The sequence below is a fragment of the Coleofasciculus sp. A1-SPW-01 genome (assembly GCF_040217205.1).
GTDB classification, from domain to species: Bacteria; Cyanobacteriota; Cyanobacteriia; order Cyanobacteriales; family Coleofasciculaceae; genus Coleofasciculus; species Coleofasciculus chthonoplastes_A.
In genome coordinates this window covers 13,257-31,379 of sequence record NZ_JAVJNP010000109.1, presented here as the reverse complement: position 1 = coordinate 31,379, position 18,123 = coordinate 13,257, and the positions used below count along the sequence as shown (strand labels likewise).

Sequence of the window (18,123 nt, the reverse complement as noted above, 5' to 3'; positions counted from 1 at the left end):
ATATAGACACTAGCATTGATTAGAGTACATAGCTTTGTGACAGGACATTGAACTCATTATCGGGTGGTGTGGCTTACTAACAAAGATACAATATCTCCGTTAAAATGATTGAAATAATCGCCGAATAATCTCTACTATAGCCCAGATATAAATGATCAACCTAAAAAATGAAGACCGCCAACAATTAATTGCACTGCTCAAAGATATTCCCGAACTCAGTAACGAGCGATCGCGTCAGCAATTCTTGGTAGAGGCGGGTTTGACTCCATTGCTGCCAAGGCTGGATCTTTCGGGTTCTCCGTTTATGGCTATTAGTGAAATTCTCTCTAAGTTGTCGAATTACGGGCGTTTGAATGATGACCGTGAAGCGTTGGGTGTGTTCTTGAATGCTCTCAAGACTTTTGATATTGTTGGTGTGCAGCAACAGCAGTTTATTGATCGACTCTTAACTGACTATGAAATGATGACACCAATCGCTGAATTACCTGCAGTTGATAGATGGCAAGGACAAGAAAATCCGGTTAACAATGAAAATTACAGTTTACCAGATAGTCAAAATAATGAAAAACTTTATTTGAATCTATTGCAATTATTATTGCCTAAAAAAATATACATCTCAGACTTAAGGGTTGATCGAGATAAAATCATTCAAAACTCCACAAATTATAAACTAAAACTTCAAAAAAATGCATCGGCACGAGATGTTGTTCGTTCAGCTTTAGAACAGGCAGGATTGGCATTTGGCGTTGATTGGGTTTGTCATGAAGGAAAACTTGTGACCTTTTATGATTTAACAAAGGGTGATCTGCCACTAACAGCAATTATTAATCGCAGCACAACAACCGTCCTTAATTCTCAAGATTTTTACGAAATGGATGATAATAATGATAAAGTTTTTAAATCCTTGTTGCGTCGATGTTTGCAGCAAAAATTATACCATCAGCAAGTCCTCTGGCAACATCGAGAAAAACTATTCATTTTTGTCGATGTCGATGGTGCGGCGATTCGCAAAGAGGAGTGGTATAGTAATAAGAAAGAAACCCGCATGGTTTATAAGCGATTCATGAAAGATAATAAGCCTAATGAAATCTTGTATTGCAAGCACTTTGCTTTTCGTACAAGATATCGACGGTTTGGCAAAAAGTGGTATCTTGTTATTATTCCAGATTGGTTTTTTAGTTTTGACGGCTATCGACGATCTTTTTATGCTAAGGATAAACTCGATTGGCTGAAGCGGCATGAACATGACAAAAATATTTACAACCATCTGCGTTTTATTACAGCATTCTTAAAAAATGAGAAACCGTCAGATTTATTTATTAAAAGAGCATCTTATCCTTTCTTGAAGTTTGGCGAACTGATTACTTTTGACAATGCTCCCTCACTTGATGATGATGCGTGGAATCCTAAAACATCGAAGAATGACAGCGTTAATACCGAGAATTGGCAGCAAATGGAGTTGCGGTTAGAGATATGAAATTGCACTATATTAGAGAACCATTGCTAGAATTTGGTCGAGACTCTCACGTTTGTCCGAGAGCAGGCATTGCTAATTATGATGTTTATGATACCAAACTTAAAATTAGACGTGAGCGAGTCTTAGTTGGTGCTGTCGGGACTAGCGATACGCTATCCAAGTTGTATTCTTGGCTAGAAAAATGTTCACAACCTATTCCTTCTAAACCGGATAGTCGCCAACCTAATTTGTTTGCTCCGTTTTGTGGCTTTAAACCCGACTTTGGATTTAAATCTAGCCTTGTTATTGACGAGCAGATTACTCGAACATTAAATTATTCGGATATCAATGAAGTCATTCGGATTCAGGATTGGAATGAACGAATTGATGCAGCCGTTGCTCTGTACTATCGCCAAGCTAAATTTTTAGCTCAAAACCGCGTCGTTGATGTAATCGTCTGCATTGTACCGACTAAACTCTATGATGAAATTTATAAACCCAAAGTGGTTTCTAGAGAGGAAAGCTTAGAGAATGATCAAGAGCAACATGATGATATTTTAGAGGCAAACTTTAGACGCGCCCTAAAAGCCAGAGCCATGCATCTTGGTAAACCCTTGCAACTTGTCAGAGAGGTTTCCTTAGAGTCGAATCTCAAAGGTCAACAAGATGAGGCAACAAAAGCTTGGAATTTTTGTACGGCTTTGTATTACAAAACGAATCAGACGGTTCCTTGGAAACTTTCAACCAACATCAATCGACCATCAGTATGTTTTATTGGGATTAGCTTTTATCGAAGTCGCGATCGCCAGATACTCAATACGAGTTTGGCTCAAATATTTGATGAGTTAGGCAATAATGTTATTCTTAGAGGTACGCCAGTTGATATCGATAAACGTGATCGAAGACCTCATTTGCAAGCCGATCAAGCCGATCAACTTTTAAAACGTGCTTTGACTGAATATGAAATGGCAATGGATACGTCTCCAGCACGGATTGTCCTGCATAAATCCTCAAACTATAGTGATGAAGAATTGGCTGGGTTTGAGTCCACGGCTGAGGAAATGCGGATTCGTAAGATTGATTTTGTAACGATTCTTGATAGCGAACTGCGCCTGTTGCGTGGGAAGGAATATCCGCCTTACCGAGGTATGCATCTGGAATTTGATGAAGCTAATCATCTCCTCTATACTCGTGGTGCAGTGGAATACTACAGAACGTATCCAGGAAAATATATTCCACAACCCCTTGAAATTCGCATTGTTAGGTCAGATGAATCTCCTGGTGTAATTTGCCAAGAAATTTTGGGTTTGACAAAAATGAATTGGAATAATACTCAATTTGATGGCAAGTATCCAATTACATTAGCATGTGCTAGAAAAGTGGGACAAGTGATGAAATATTTAAGTCCTGATGATAATCCGCAGATAAGTTACAGCTTTTATATGTAATTCCTATAAACACCAACATTACTTAGACTACCTCCATGTCTTTGCCAGAGATTAAAGAATAGATTGTGAAGCCTCTCTCGTTATAATTCAGTCCTTGTCAAGCGGATGCAACTTTGTGTAGCAGCCAATTTAATCACCATAGCAAAAAAGGCGTAACTTACTGACAAAAGTGCAACAATTAAGTTAGGATAATTTAAATAATTAAATTTTTACTATAACCCCAATATAAATGATGAACCTAAAAAATGAAGACCGTCAACAATTAATTGCACTGCTCAAAGACATTCCCGAACTGAGTAATGAGCGATCGCGTCGGCAATTCTTGGCAGAGGCGGGCTTGACGCCATTGCTGCCAAGGCTGGATCTTTCGGGTTCTCCGTTTGTTGCGATTAGTGAAATTATCACTAATTTGTTGAATTATGGGCGCTTGAGTTATGACCGTGAGGCGTTGGGTGTGTTCTTGAATGCTCTCAAGACTTTTAATATTGTTGGTGTGCAGCAACAGCAGTTTGTTGATCGACTTTTAACTGACTATGAAATGATGACGCCGATTGCCACATTACCGCCGATTGATCAGTGGCAAGGTCGAGAAACGCCTACAGATATTTTTGAGAAGATTATTGGGGAAAGTACGCTGCGTCCGATCGCGTTTCTTCAACAGGGAATAAATGTGGCGCGTTCTGTGGCGTATATTGGGGTTCGCAGTCCTCAAGGAAATTGGTCGGGATCGGGGTTTTTAATCGGGGCGGATTTGCTGTTGACGAATCATCATGTTCTCCCCCGTGCTGATTTGTTACCCCATACGATTTTTCGGTTTAATTATGAGGAAAATTTTCAGGGAGAGGCACAACAAACCGATGAATATCGCGCTCAGGTTGATGGGATTTTTCAGACAAACTCGGCTTTAGATTATACTTTGGTGCAATTGGTTGGAGAACCGGGGACTCAATGGGGATGGTTATCCTTGGTGGAGACAACAATTCGGCGGCGGGAACGGGTTAATATTATTCAGCATCCATTGGGTCAACCGAAACAGATTTCCCTTCAAAATAATTTTGTTGAGTATTTAGGGGGAGATGTGGTTCAGTATGTCACGTCTACGTTAAATGGTTCTTCGGGTTCACCTGTATTTAATGATCGATGGGATGTCGTCGCCCTGCATCATGCGGGGGGAAATATTCTCGAACCGACTACACAACACCGTTATTTTCGGAATGAAGGCATACTGGTAAGTAGGATTCTCGCTGATTTGCCTCCGGAACTGGCAGAACGGATTCGTTCAGGGGCAACAGCTTAATCCTGAAGCCCAAAGACTGTCTGGAATAGCTGTTAGTGATGAAACTCAAGCCCCAACTATTACGGTTTTTGGTGAGAATGCCAACCACTCAAATCGTGAGAGAACGTAAAGCACTCTTGGCTTACCTGGGGTTTGAACGCCTAAGCAGCAAAATTAAGTGGGACAATAGCAATAATTTTGTCTTTTTTACGGAACTCGTCGAACTGCTGATTTCGGAAGGAAAGAGTGAGTTGCTTTCATTTCTGAATAATCTGGTGGAAATTGAGTGGATTGGTCTAGAGGATCAACAAAAACTCAGGTGTTTAATTGCCGATATTAACGCTTTGAATGATCAGGGATGGGAGTACGAGTTCCGAGGTGAATCTAATCGCCAAAAATCATCCTCCATTCCTTTCATCTTACCCCAGCTTGATGTCTCCACATTTACCGGGCGAGAGCAAGAATTGCAACAACTCGAAGATTTACTCCTCCAGCGCCAAGGGTCAAAACTGTGCAGCATTGTTGGGTTAGCGGGTGCGGGGGGAATTGGTAAATCAGCCCTCGCTTGTCACTTTGCTACCCAGTATCGCGGGGAGTTCCCCGATGGGGTGATTGGGATACAGGTGAATGGGAAGGATGTGGATACTATTGCGCGGGAGTTTGTTCGCCGGATTGGGGCGGAACTTGATCCGGAGGATGAGCGAGATGCTGCCACAATTATGCAGGAAATGTTTGTTCATCGGCGGATGTTGCTGATTTTTGATAATGCGGATCAGCCAAAGATTAAGGTATTACGTCCAGGTGGGAATCGATGTGCCGTAATTATTACAACCCGCGATCGCAATCTCCCTTTATCCTTAGATATCCCCGATGAAGGTACGATTGACCTTCCTCCCCTTCCGGAACCCGATTCCTGGCTTTTGCTGCAGCGGATTTTGGGTGAAGAACGGGTGGTGGCGGAGGAGGAAGCAGCGAGGGAAATTATTCAGTTAGTCGGGAACTTACCCCTAGCGTTACAAATTGTCGGTGCAGCATTGCGGCAAAAACGGCGGAGTTTGGCAGATTATGCCGCATCATTACGGGAAGAAAAGACGCGATTAACTCGACTGAAAGTGCGAGGAGACGAGGAGTTAAATGTAATTGCCTCGTTAACCTTAAGTGTAGAGTTACTTGAGCCAGATGAGATTGACTTTTTTGCCTGTCTGAGTGTTTGTGCTAAGGAGGGGTTTTCCCGACGCACGGCGATGGTTGTGGGGAATTGTCAGGACGAGTGGACAGCGCAAGAGTATCTGGATTATCTTCACCAACTTTCCCTGCTTAATTATGCGGAGGTAGGAGAAAATCGGTTTGTTTTTCACCCCCTGATTCGCTTATTTGCTCAGGAATTGGCAGAAACGCGCCAGTTACAAGAGGTGGCGGCGGAACGACACGGGCAGTTTTTTATCGAATTGGTGAAATCCAGTGAAGTCACTAATCGAGCGATCGCGGCTGAAATAGCAGAGGACTTAGACGACATTATTCTGGCAGCCCAGTGGTTACAGCGACAGGAAACAGCCGATTATTCATTTGCCGATTTCCTTAACTTATTTTTTGAAGAATATGGCTATTGGCAACAGGCTATTGAGCTGATGTCAGGATTTCAAGTATTGGCAGAACGTTGTCAAGACTGGGAAACTGTTGTCATTTTTTGTACGCGACAGGCAAAATATTTATCTTTACAAGGTGAATTGTTAAAAGCGGAGGAGGTGCTAAAGCCGATTCCAGAATTCCTTAGCCGAATTGAGGAACCAAAGACTCGTCAGCATTATCAGGTAAAATGGCTGACTCGGTTGGGTAATGTACTACAGCGCCAAGGACGGTTTAATGAAGCTGTGGATACTCTGCAACGTTGTGTTGACATTGCTGAAGCATTGGATGATTCAGAAAGCTTGCGGAATGTCCTGGATAGTTTAGGTCGGGTTTTACGACAGCAAGGATCTCTTGATCAAGCTGAAGCTATCCTCCAGCGTTGCTATCTTCTTGAAGAGGAATTGGGCGATCAACATAGTCTCAGCAAAATAGTCAATAGTCTAGGCTTAGTATTCCAAAAACAAGGACGGTTTGATGAAGCTATCCAAGCTTTCCAACGTCAGATTGAGATCAGCCAAGCTATCGATGACCAACGCTCATTGGCAATTGGACTTAACTGCTTAGGTGGAGTGTTACAGCAGCAAGGACAGCTTGACGAAGCTATCGAAGTTTTTCTACGGGAAGTTGAGATCAACCAAACTCTCAATGACCAGATCTCATTGGCAATTGGACTCAACCGCTTAGGTGGAGTATTCCAACAGCAAGAACGGCTTAATGAAGCTATCCAAGCTTTCCAACAGGGGGTTGAGATTAGCCAAACTCTCGATGACCAACGCCAAATGGCAATTGGACTTAACTGCTTAGGTGGAGTATTCCAACAGCTTGGACGCCTTGATGAAGCTATCCAAGTTTTCCAACGTCGGATTGAAATCAGCCAAGCTATCGATGACCAACGCCAAATGGCAATTGGACTTAACTGCTTAGGTGGAGTATTCCAACAGCTTGGACGCCTTGATGAAGCTATCGAAGCTTTCCAACAGGTAGTTGCAATAAGCCAAGCTATCGATGACCCACGGAGTCTAACCATGGGACTTAGTAGTATCAGTAGATTACTACAAGAACAAGGTCAGATTGTAGAGGCTATCGATACTCTCTATCGTATTGTTGCTATTGAGGATAACTTAGGCAATCAACGTGGTTTAGCAATGACTCTGAGTAGTTTGAGTGGCTTACTACGAGAGCAAGGTCGGATTGCAGAGACTCTCGATGCTCTTGAGCGCATTATCACAATCGAGGAACAGCTAGGTAACCAAAGTAGTTTAGCAAGAACACTTAACAGCTTAAGCATGGTGCTGCTTGATCAAGGTCGCTTTGATGAAGCCGTAGAAATTCTCCAACGTAGTGCTGAGATTAACAAACAACTTGATGATAAACAACATTGGGCGATCGCACGCACCAGTCAGGCGGTAGTATTACATGAGCAGGGGTGTTTCTGGTTACAGCAGCACAGGCGCTTAGACGAAGCGGAACAATTTCTCCGGCGTAGTCAGGCTATCTGCGAGGAGTTGGACAACCAACATAATCTGGTGATGGTATTGCATAGTTTAGGTCAAGTGCTAAAGCGACAAGGGCGCTTAGACGAAGCGGAGGACATTCTCCGACGCAGCCAAGCTATTTCAGAAGAATTAAATGACCCTCAATCTTTAGCCAAGGTATTAAACAGTTTAGGTGGAGTGCTAGAGCGCCAGCAGAAATGGCATGATGCTGAGAAAATTCTTCGCCACAGCTACGATTTAGCCCAGAAACTGGAAGACCAACGCGGACAAGCCATTATTCTGAATAGTTTAGGTCAGGTACTCTACAAGCAGGGAATCGAAGAGAAAATCGAGTTAGCTTTCATGTATTTCCGAGCAAGTGTGAAACTGGGTGAACAACTAGACGACTCATCCCATCTCGCCAAAGTTCACACAGCTATGGGTCAAGCCTTTCTTGCCAAAGGTGATACAGAACAGGCAATTGTCGAATTTGACAAAGGTTTCACCATTGATGAGCATTTGCAAAATCCTCGCGGACTCCAGATTGTAATTCGCCGATTGACTTATGCTCTCACTAAGCTAAACCGACGTGAGGAAGCCATCCGTTATTGTCAAAGAGCGCTAGCTGTTGCACCAGAAAACCAACGACTCCTGCATCTGTCTGAGCGACTCTCATCACCATCCAAACCAACCGCTAAACCTGTATTTAAACAAGGTTCAGTCAAATTTATCAAATACCACGAGCAAGGTTATCACTGGGGATATATTATCCCCGATGATGGCAGTGGGAATATTTATTTTCGCGAAGGGTATATCAATCCCCACTGTTTATCCAAGTTGGCAAAAGGTACTCCTGTTGAAGTCGAAGTCAAGCAAACCGCCAAAGGAGCTTGTGCTAAAAATGTTAGGATAATCTCGAATTGAGAACAGAAGGCAGAGGACAGAAGGTTGATGACTGAGATGTATAAATATAAAGCCTATCATGAACATGGTTTAAGGCTCAATTGTCGGGGCAGGTTTAGCCGTTTAATTCGAGTATTTACCGATAACCTCTCAACAAAACTCGCCCTTACTCATCTATCTGATACTGTCCCTCTGCTGAAATCTTGCCACACCAATAATAAATCCCCCGTTACCGTGAGGTGGGCAAACGTAACAAACGATAACATCAGCATTTTCAAGTTGATAATGTTTGCCCACCCTACAGGATAAAAGCTACCAACTTCAGCAATAACCAGCGAGAATGAACAGAGCGATCGCGTATTTGGATAAACTAGATCGAGTTGTACATAGACACCAGGATGGGTCGGAGTATCTCTATGTCTCTGCAAGAGTTCAAAGAACAGGTCAACCAATTAAAGGAGTTTTATATGAGTCAATTTATTATTCTCAATCAAGGGAACTCCTGAACAAGTAAACTGAGAAAAGCCTTAGCGATCGCAGATGAAAAAATTAACTCCAAGTTTAGAGTTTGTAGTCAGCGCTTTAGCGCTGATGGTACTAAAGTACCAACTACGAACCCAGTTTGATAACCTGCTTCTCACCGAGGACTTGGGTTCAGGGCTTCAGTTGATGACGCCAAGGAACATAATAGTATAGTTAGCTCTATCACTGTCGCTCATCCCCAGTCACCATCGTGTCCCAGGTTGTTCTCGAAAACGTCTACAAAAGCTTTCCTAGTCGCCAGGAGGGGTCAACTGTCGCGCCTGTGACGACAGAACCCTTGCTCACTCCTACGGATGAAGCGCCACTGGTAGCCGTTGATCAATCCTCAGCGTCATCGGGAAACGTCAATGTTTTGCGGCGGATTAATCTGAGAGTCTACGATGGCGAGTTTATGGTACTGGTGGGTCCTTCGGGTTGTGGCAAAAGTACCCTGTTGCGAGTGATTGCGGGATTAGAGGAATTAACCGGGGGAAAAATTTGGGTAGGCGATCGCATGGTGAATGATTTACCGCCAAAAGCCCGTAATATCGCCATGGTGTTTCAAAATTATGCCCTTTATCCACACCTGAGCGTCTATGATAATATTGCCTTTGGCTTACGGCGGACAAGGGTGGGATTAGACTACGAAAAGGCTAGCACCGAGAAGCCGCTTTGGGTGGAAAATGCTTTAATTAGGATGACGCGATCGCTTCCCAAACAATGGCGCTATTTCTCCGATCGCGAACGGGCGATTGATGATCAGGTGCGCTATGTCGCCCAACTCCTGCAAATTGAACCCCTGCTGAATCGACGCCCCAAACAGCTATCCGGGGGACAAAAGCAACGAGTCGCCCTAGGGCGTGCGATCGCCCGCAATCCCCAAGTCTTTCTCATGGATGAACCCCTCTCCAATCTAGACGCCAAACTCCGGGCGGAAACCCGCAGTCAAATCGTGCGCTTACAACGCCAGTTAGGAACCACCACCCTCTATGTCACCCACGATCAAACTGAAGCCATGACGATGGGCGATCGCATTGCGGTGATGAATCAGGGGGAAATTCAGCAAATCGCCCCTCCCCTAGAACTCTATAACCACCCTGCTAATCGCTTTGTCGCCGAATTTATCGGTTCTCCGCCGATGAACTTTATTCCGGTTCAAATTAAAGCCCCCCTGCTGATTCAGCATCGCCAATTTCGGCTCACGCTTCCAGAGATTTGGCAACCCTTTCTGCAAGACTATGATGGACGATCTTTAATTTTAGGAATTCGTCCCGAACATTTGAGTGTCAGTGTTCCCGCCCCGAAAAACTTATCGGTTACTGTTGAACAAGTCGAAGCCTTGGGCAATGATACCTATTTATTAGTGAAACTGGATCGGAAGATTCGATTACAAGCCCGAATACCTGCTGATCATGTCGTCAAAGTTGGCGATCAAATTTGGTTATCGATTAATGCGGATAAAGTTCATTTCTTTGATGAAAGAACAGGTAAAGCGATTCGGTCTAATTAGGGTTTGTTGAATAAGTGGTGAGGTGAGGGGGAGATGGGGGAGATGGGGAAGATGAGGGAGACACAAAAAGTGTGGGTAGGAGGGAACAGTAGTGCGAGCGTCTCGCTCGCTATTGGTTTTTCACCGAAAATTCAGAGCAAAAAATTATTGTGGAGAGAAATTACAGCAGTTTGCTCTGCTATGCGGTACATTGTCGATCCCCCTAAATCCCATAAGCAAAAAAAGCGAAGCATCCGCTGGCTTCCCCCTTAAAAAGGGGGACGGGAGGGGGATCAAATAGGGGGACATGGAGCGCTTCCCTCTGCTACCTGGAGCGTTAAATCAACTACTAAATTTTCCCATCAACTCCCTCAAGAATCATGAACACGATTCAAACGCAGCCGAAAATATTGACAATACAAATCGCACCGAGGCGTCACTTCATTCCCTTGCAGATTCACCAATCCCATACTGTGTAACTTAAATCCTTGCATCGGTTCCAATTGTATGGGAGAATCCGCCGTCACTACCTTTTTTAAAGCAGTAGCCAACTCAGGATGTTGAGATAAATTCCACATAAGTCGCCGCAAATGATCGCCATACAATCCAGCATCGGTTGGCGCTGTCGCTAACAGTTGCGCTAACGTAATCTCTTGACGTGCGATCGCGTACAGCGCTAGTCTGATTAAATAAGGATGACCCCCAACCATTGCCATTAATTGTTCCACCTGATTATATTCCCAGGCTAATCCGTGACGCTGGGCTAAATCTTGAACTTGTTCGGCTGCAAATTCCGGTAAATCAATCGGTAATCCTACATTAAATGGAGACTGATTAATATCCATGGGAATATAGGCTTCCGTCGAATGCACCACAACTAATCGCAATTTACGCCATATTTCCCGATTTTTCGCCTCTTCATGCCATGATCGCAACAAGCCAAAAAAATCAGCCGTGAGTTCAGGATAATGAAATACCCGATCCACTTCATCTAACCCTAACACCAATGGTGTGGCAATCGTTGCCAATAAATACCGCTCAAAATAGGACTTACAACTCACTTTACTGCCAAAAGTTTTACTCCAATACTTCTCCAAGCGATCGGGTAATTCCAGTTCTAAAGTAATCACCGCACAAAACCACTGCAAGAAGCGATCTAAATTCGTAAAAACGTTACTATCCGCTAATTGAAAACTTAACGGAACAGTGGCATAATTAAGCTGAGTTCCCCGATGTAAAATCCGTGCCATTAACGACGTTTTACCCATTTGTCGCGGCGCTTTAATTCGGATTAAGGAACCGGGTTTAGCCACGGCTTCATAGCAACGCTGTTCAACACCTGGACGTTCCACATAAAACGCCGAGGCTAACTCAACTTGTCCTCGTGGTAATTCCGGTTCAGCGACAGGTTGAGGCGGATGATTGGGGGTGAGGGAATAGGGACTGGGAAACGTTGCGGATTTGGGATTGCCTTCTGGGGTAACGGTTGGTTGATCACTAGAGAGCCAATCCCGAACTGAGTTTAACACAATCGGTGTATCTTCTGGCGATCGCCATTCTTGCTGGGACACACCTTGAAGATAACCGCGTAAGTCATGGTTGAGTAATGTCCAAGGGCAATTAATCCGAATGGCTAAAATATCGGGTTTCCCCTCCGGGTGTTGATCCCGCCGCCGTTTTGCCCATTGCACCTCTTCGGTTACCATCTCACTCGACGCCGCCAGAGGCGATAATAATAACACCACGCGATCGCAACGGTTTAATTCGGCATAAATTTGCTGCAATCCCTGAGTTGCCATGCGGAGACTACTATTGGCAATGAACACCTGACACCCTTGGGCAGTTAACGCCGTTTCTAATTGTATAGCAAGGCTTTTATCGGGGTCATTTCCACAATGATAACTCAGGATAACCTGAGGCTGATTAGTCGCCGCCAGAGTATCCCCTGGGATTAAATTGGGTAAATTATGGGCAATGGCAGTAATTAACTTAGAACGGTGAGATGATCCTTTATCTTCGTCATTGTTTAGGGCAAATATATGACAGATATTCTGGATATGTTTTCGCACCGTACCTTGAGAAATACAGAGTTCCGCCGCAATTTCACTATCATTTTTCCCGGCGACAAATTGCTGTAAGACTTCCTTTTGTCGCGGTGTAAGTTTGGTAAATGCGTTGGTGAACTCTTGCTGTTCCATTACCCTGAAGTAATAGGTTAATTGTCGGGACAGGTTTAGCCAAAATTGTAGGGGCGGGTTTAGCCACTCAAACGACTTGTCACTACTCAATGAACAACAAAACCCGCCCTCCCCACCGATAACTCTGGGAACCACTTCACCCTCATCCATCGAGGGAGAAGGGGAACCCGAACCATCATAAAAGACGCGCTATTACACGTCTGAAACCTTCTAGCATTAACCTGGCAAATCTGTACTCCCCATCAGGTAGCGATCGCACTCACGGGCAGCACCTCGTCCTTCGTTGAATGCCCAAACCACCAAACTCTGACCCCGGCGACAGTCACCGGCGGCAAAGACACCGGGAATGCTGGTGGCATACTTCCCATAATCGGCTTTGATATTACTCCGAGCATTGCGTTCTAAGCCCAAGGCATCCAGCAGGGGTTGTTCGGGTCCCAGGAAACCCATAGCTAAGAGGACAAGCTGGGCGGGAATCACTTTTTCTGTACCCGGAACCGGACTGGGAATAAATCGACCTTGGTCGTTTTTCTGCCACTCAATTTGCACCGTATGCACCGCTTTCACATTTCCCGCGTCATCCCCCTCAAACTTAGTCGCGGTGGTGAGATAGGAACGGGGATCAGCGCCAAACTTCGCCGCCGCTTCTTCCTGCCCATAATCCAGGCGATAAATCTTGGGCCACTCGGGCCAGGGGTTGTCGGGGGCGCGTTCTAGGGGCGGTTGGGGCATGATTTCTAGTTGCGCCAGACTCTTGCACCCGTGGCGCAGGGACGTACCAACGCAGTCGGTTCCTGTATCACCGCCGCCGATAATCACCACATCTTTGCCTTCGGCGGAGATAAAGTTGCCGTTTTTGCTGTTATCTAAAATGGCTTTGGTATTGGCAGTCAGGAAATCCATGGCGAAGTGGATACCCTTTAACTCCCGTCCTTCGATGGGTAAGTCCCGTGGCTTGGTTGCGCCGGTGCAAAGGACTACGGCGTCAAATTCTTTGACTAGATTCTCGGTGGGGAAGTCTTTGCCCACCTCGGTGTTGCAGATAAACTTAACCCCTTCTTGTTCAAGCTGGTCAAGGCGACGCTGAACGACTTGCTTTTTGTCCAGTTTCATGTTAGGGATGCCATACATGAGTAAGCCGCCGGGACGATCTGCCCGTTCAAATACGGTGATCCAATGACCGGCTTTATTGAGTTGGGCAGCCGCACAGAGTCCAGCCGGTCCGGACCCCACAATCGCGACTTTTTTCCCGGTGCGCTTGGTTGGGGGTTCGGGTTCGACCCAGCCTTCCTCCCAGCCTTTGTCAATAATCGAACATTCGATGTTTTTGATGGTCACGGGGGGGTTATGGATACCCAGGACACAGGAACCCTCACAGGGCGCTGGACAGACACGACCGGTGAATTCGGGGAAGTTGTTGGTTTTGTGCAGGCGATCGAGTGCCTCGCGCCATCGACCCCGATAAATCAGGTCGTTCCACTCTGGAATCAGGTTGTTGATTGGGCAACCGCTTGCCATACCCTTGATCATGGTTCCGGTATGGCAAAATGGCGTGCCGCAGTCCATACACCGCGCCGCCTGAGTTTGGAGTTTTTCCTCTGGCATGGGCAGATGGAACTCATCCCAGTTGCCAATGCGACTGTCGGGTTGCAGTTCCGAGGGCAATTCGCGGAGATATTCGATAAAGCCAGTTGGTTTTCCCATAGTGATGTCTCAAGTTTAGAGTAGGGTATAGTTGTTGCTAAGGTGTCATTCGGTAAATTGGCGATGGTGATGAAGTCCCTAGGCTATTTTGGCGGCAAATCCTCACCAATCGGTCGTTGACGGTGATCGGTGACCAACTAAGCGGATGGAAGACTGTCTAGAGACGTTAAAAGCAACATCTGTACCAAGTCAAAAGTCAAAATCAGAGATATTTTGTAGTCTTTGTTACAGTTTGTCAATCATTTTGGCGTTTAAATGCGAGGCTGAGTTTAATAAAAGGTTAGATTTGCTGCGGTTCAGTGGCTAGGATTCATTAAGGTTTAGGTTTTCATTGAAGACGGCTAGAGATAGAATACAAAATAATTGCTTCTAGGTTTTCATATTTTCACATTTTTTTATAAAGCAACCCCCGTTTCGTTGGTCGGAAGTCAGCCCTGAATTAAAATACTCGAAGAGAAGCCGCTCCGCGTCTACGGGCTAAGAGCTCGCGTCCCGTTTTAACGGGTTAATAACTTTAATTGTGTCCACCTACTTATGACATAAGACGAATGACGAATGACATAAGACAAATGACTTATGCCACAATCAAGGCAGTATTTGAGATAATCGGCAATGGCTTGGTCGGCGGGACAGCAGTTGCAACGTGGCAAATATACGATTGAGAAGGAGTTAGGATCAGGACGGTTTGGGATAACCTATTTAGCACGCGATCGCATGTCCCAACGCTGTGTGATTAAAACCCTGAGTGATACGTTACTCAATCAGCTTACTCCACCGGAACTTAATCGACTTCAGGATAAGTTGTGGCAAGAGGCGGTGAAGTTGGCGCAGTGCAAACACCCTCATATTGTCCGGGTTAAGGATTCGTTTAAAGAAGGTCAGCAGGTTTGTCTTGTCATGGAGTATATTCAGGGGCAAGATTTAACCCATGCTAATCGACTGACTGAAAAAGAAGCCTTACGCTATATTCGCCAGATTGGTTCAGCGTTGATGGTGGTGCATGAGAATAACTTAGTGCATCGGGATGTTCGACCCGCGAATATTATGATGCATCAGGGGAAACGGGAGGCGGTGTTAATTGATTTTGGGTTAGCGGTGGGATTTGATCACCCGTTGACGACGATTAATCCGACAACCGCCGATGGGTTTACACCCCTGGAGTTATATCATGTGGATGCCGAACGCGGCGCTTATACGGATGTGTATTCCTTAGCCGCCACATTGTATCAATTATTAACCGGAGAAAAACCGCCCAGTGTCCGCGATCGCAGTTTGGCAAAAGCTAAATTAAAGCCACCGCAAGACGTGAATCCCCAAATGAGCGATCGCACGAATCAGGCGATTCTGCGAGGGATGGCGTTAGCCCCCGAAGAACGTCCCCAAACGATGCAGGAATGGTTGGATTTATTGGGGGTTGTGCCTCAAATTCCCCAACCCTGGCGTCGTTGGGATTTGACGATGTGGTTAACCATTATTGGCACAATTGCTGGGATTTTGAGTATGATTGCTGGGTTTTTAGCGCTCAAGCCGCCCTCAGCACCACCACCAGAAACTACACCTGAAATAACGCCAACATCACAACAGGTTCAACCAGAAACACAATAGTACAACTAATATCATGTCCGGTTGAATACCCATCATTACAGTGATGGGTTGAGGGGGAGATGGGGAGAAGTTTTTATTCGGGAAAATTGAACCAAGATAGGACGGCTTCTTCCGGACTAACTATGCTAAACTAGCAGACGGCAAATCCTAAAATCAACCACACTTAGGACTTACGCAAAGGCTCTATATGTAGGGTGTGTTAGCGTAGCGTAACGCACCATTACCACTGTAACGTCTCAGTTATTCAGAATTAATCCAAATAATTCCCCCTAATGGGACAGGCTACTTATTATGCAAATTCGAGACTACTTCAATTTTCTTGCTCCTGATGATATCCGCATTCAGGACAGTCGCATCGGGATTGAAAGCGTTCTTTACGAGTATATTTACCGAGCTAAAACCCCTGAAGAAATCGCCAAACAATTTGAAAGTATTACCCTAGAACAGGTTTATGCGACGATTCTTTACTATCTACACAACACCGAAGAAGTGAGGGCTTACTTGGCAGATTGGTTAGCATTTTGCCGTCAACAGCGAGACGAGCAGAAACAGAATCCTTCTCCGGCACGACAGAGATTCCGTAAATTGAAAGCAGAGTCAGAAGTTCAGCAAAAATATTCTGAATCGGTGAACAGTTGATAATGATTCAATATTTGTTAGATGAGCATATTGCCTCGTTGTACCGAACTAAACTGATGCGTCAAGCTCCTTATCTTATTGTTATAAGGATTGGAGATACACACACCAGCGTCCAGTGGAAAATTATTGAATTTAAGCGACCGAAAAATTTGTAAAATGGCGGTGTTGAGGGCGAATTAACCTAAAACAATATCTTCTTTATGGATGCCTAAATCTATAAATTTCAGGGCAATTTCTTTCGCTGTTTCATCAACTTCAGCCCATTTTTTTGTCAATAATTATGAGGTTAAATACCACAGTATGACCTCGTCCCACCGGACAGCGGCTAAACTACAAAGGACTCAAGTTTCTACTAGAGCATTTGGGAAGTTAGATTTTAGTTGATACACTGTCTGAGAAACTATCTAGTCCTGTATGTGAACATGAAGAAAACTCAAGGGTTTGGATATAAGTGTTACTGTTCTATTTCTTGTGCCGGAGTTTTGGCTTTCACCCTCGTTACATCGAAAGTCCAAGCTAAATCGATTACTGCCGCGAATGATGGAACGGGGATTCAGGTCACTCAAACAGGGAATCAGTGGGATATCTCTGGCGGGTCTTTGTCAGGAAATGGTGACAATTTATTTCACAGTTTTACCCAGTTTGGGTTGAATGCAGGTGATATGCCTAACGGCGGTATTGGGGGAAATTTTAGTTCGGGTGAGGGGGGAGTGATTGGCTGTTATGGGGGTGAAGATACGGTATTAACTGGGGAATTGCCCCAGTTTGACCTGATTGACCCGAATCAAGGAAACGGGACAGGGTTTGGTACGCAGATTGTCCCCTTGAGTACGGGGAATGTAGTGGTAACTAAGCCAGGGGATAACTTTGCCGCTGATAATGCTGGGGCGGTTTATTTGTATAACGGAAAGACAGGGGAGCTGATTAGTACATTGACGGGCGCTCAAGCAGATGACAGGGTGGGCAGCCATGGCGTCGTCCCTCTGACCAACGGCAATTATGTCGTCCTCAGCCCTGACTGGGACAACGGCGGGATAAGTGATGCTGGCGCCCTTACCTGGGGGGATGGCAACACGGGGATTAGCGGAGAGGTCAACCCAAGCAATAGTTTGGTTGGCTCTACAGCAGATGATAAAGTGGGTAGCAATGGCGTCGTCGCCCTGACCAACGGCAATTATGTCGTCCTCAGCAGCTGGTGGGACAACGGCGGGGTAAGTGATGCTGGCGCCGCCACCTGGGGGAATGGCAGCCGGGGCATTAGCGGAGAGGTCAACCCGAGCAATAGTTTGGTTGGCTCTCAAACAGATGACGAAGTGGGCTGGGATGGCTGTTTGTACAGCGATGGCGTCGTCGCCCTGACTAACGGCAATTATGTCGTCCGCAGCAGCTTGTGGGACAACAGCGGGGTAAGAAATGCTGGCGCCGTCACCTGGGGGGATGGCAGCCGGGGCATTAGCGGAGAGGTCAACCCGAGCAATAGTTTGGTTGGCTCTCAAACAGGTGACAAAGTGGGCAGCTATGGCGTCGTCGCCCTGACCAACGGCAATTATGTGGTCAGCAGCCCTGACTGGGACAACGGCGGGGTAAGTGATGCTGGCGCCGTCACCTGGGGGAATGGCAGCCGGGGCATTAGCGGAGAGGTCAACCCGAGCAATAGTTTGGTTGGCTCTCAAACAGATGACGAAGTGGGCATATCTGCCTCGTTTAACGATTTTTTTAAAGATGGCGTCGTCGCCCTGACCAACGGCAATTATGTGGTCTGACTAACGGCAATTATGT

Annotated in this window: 11 protein-coding genes; 8 read left to right on the top strand and 3 right to left on the bottom strand. The window is 45.5% G+C overall.

The features are described 5' to 3' along the window. The first annotated feature begins 151 nt into the window (after positions 1–151). The 4 genes from RH949_RS16415 to RH949_RS16400 all read left to right on the top strand — a co-directional run bounded on the left by RH949_RS16415 (position 152) and on the right by RH949_RS16400 (position 8,208). Positions 152–1,477: a hypothetical protein gene (locus tag RH949_RS16415; protein WP_446354573.1), complete on the top strand. Its 1,326-nt coding sequence runs from the start codon at positions 152–154 to the stop codon at positions 1,475–1,477. Further along, complete coding sequence (locus tag RH949_RS16410; RefSeq protein ID WP_446354571.1) at positions 1,474–2,904, top strand: argonaute/piwi family protein; 1,431 nt, start codon at positions 1,474–1,476, stop codon at positions 2,902–2,904. The genes RH949_RS16415 and RH949_RS16410 overlap by 4 nt, the downstream gene beginning before the upstream one ends. Before the next feature lie 229 nt (positions 2,905–3,133). Continuing rightward, positions 3,134–4,201, top strand: a complete 1,068-nt coding sequence (locus tag RH949_RS16405; protein WP_446354569.1) for a trypsin-like peptidase domain-containing protein — start codon at positions 3,134–3,136, stop codon at positions 4,199–4,201. Positions 4,202–4,239: 38 nt separating this feature from the next. After that, entirely contained in the window at positions 4,240–8,208 is a 3,969-nt protein-coding gene (locus tag RH949_RS16400; RefSeq protein WP_446354567.1) for a tetratricopeptide repeat protein, read from the top strand. 149 nt (positions 8,209–8,357) lie between these two features. On the opposite strand, the gene RH949_RS16395 is transcribed toward RH949_RS16400, so the two are convergent. After that, entirely contained in the window at positions 8,358–8,639 is a 282-nt protein-coding gene (locus RH949_RS16395; protein WP_446354565.1) for a hypothetical protein, read from the bottom strand. Between the two features lie 281 nt (positions 8,640–8,920). Between RH949_RS16395 and RH949_RS16390 the strand changes: the two genes are divergently transcribed. Further along, the gene (locus RH949_RS16390; RefSeq protein ID WP_446354563.1) at positions 8,921–10,219 is read left to right on the top strand and encodes an ABC transporter ATP-binding protein; all 1,299 of its coding nucleotides are present in this window, start codon (positions 8,921–8,923) and stop codon (positions 10,217–10,219) included. A 350-nt stretch (positions 10,220–10,569) separates the two neighbouring features. On the opposite strand, the gene RH949_RS16385 is transcribed toward RH949_RS16390, so the two are convergent. Next, positions 10,570–12,546 carry an AAA-like domain-containing protein gene (locus RH949_RS16385; protein WP_446354561.1) on the bottom strand — a complete coding sequence of 659 codons (1,977 nt, stop codon included), beginning with the start codon at positions 12,544–12,546 and terminating at the stop codon, positions 10,570–10,572. Between the two features lie 66 nt (positions 12,547–12,612). Continuing rightward, complete coding sequence (gene gltD, locus RH949_RS16380; RefSeq protein WP_446354559.1) at positions 12,613–14,100, bottom strand: glutamate synthase small subunit; 1,488 nt, start codon at positions 14,098–14,100, stop codon at positions 12,613–12,615. Between the two features lie 612 nt (positions 14,101–14,712). On the opposite strand from gltD, the gene RH949_RS16375 reads away from it, so the two are divergent. From RH949_RS16375 to RH949_RS16365, 3 genes are all read left to right on the top strand, one after another. Then, the gene (locus tag RH949_RS16375; RefSeq protein ID WP_446354557.1) at positions 14,713–15,705 is read left to right on the top strand and encodes a serine/threonine protein kinase; all 993 of its coding nucleotides are present in this window, start codon (positions 14,713–14,715) and stop codon (positions 15,703–15,705) included. 291 nt (positions 15,706–15,996) lie between these two features. Next, positions 15,997–16,344, top strand: coding sequence for a DUF433 domain-containing protein (locus RH949_RS16370; protein WP_446354555.1), 348 nt, complete (start codon positions 15,997–15,999; stop codon positions 16,342–16,344). Positions 16,345–16,766: 422 nt separating this feature from the next. After that, positions 16,767–18,107, top strand: a complete 1,341-nt coding sequence (locus tag RH949_RS16365) for a hypothetical protein (RefSeq protein WP_446354553.1) — start codon at positions 16,767–16,769, stop codon at positions 18,105–18,107. The last annotated feature ends 16 nt before the right edge of the window (positions 18,108–18,123 follow it).

Bases quoted from the DNA above. Each gene is read 5' to 3' on its own strand.
- RH949_RS16410 (WP_446354571.1), top strand. From the start codon at position 1,474: ATGAAATTGCACTATATTAGAGAACCATTGCTAGAATTTGGTCGAGAC.
- RH949_RS16365 (WP_446354553.1), top strand. From the start codon at position 16,767: ATGAAGAAAACTCAAGGGTTTGGATATAAGTGTTACTGTTCTATTTCT.
- RH949_RS16370 (WP_446354555.1), top strand. From the start codon at position 15,997: ATGCAAATTCGAGACTACTTCAATTTTCTTGCTCCTGATGATATCCGC.
- gltD (WP_446354559.1), bottom strand. From the start codon at position 14,100: ATGGGAAAACCAACTGGCTTTATCGAATATCTCCGCGAATTGCCCTCG.
- RH949_RS16400 (WP_446354567.1), top strand. From the start codon at position 4,240: ATGAAACTCAAGCCCCAACTATTACGGTTTTTGGTGAGAATGCCAACC.
- RH949_RS16385 (WP_446354561.1), bottom strand. From the start codon at position 12,546: ATGGATGAGGGTGAAGTGGTTCCCAGAGTTATCGGTGGGGAGGGCGGG.
- RH949_RS16375 (WP_446354557.1), top strand. From the start codon at position 14,713: ATGGCTTGGTCGGCGGGACAGCAGTTGCAACGTGGCAAATATACGATT.
- RH949_RS16405 (WP_446354569.1), top strand. From the start codon at position 3,134: ATGATGAACCTAAAAAATGAAGACCGTCAACAATTAATTGCACTGCTC.
- RH949_RS16415 (WP_446354573.1), top strand. From the start codon at position 152: ATGATCAACCTAAAAAATGAAGACCGCCAACAATTAATTGCACTGCTC.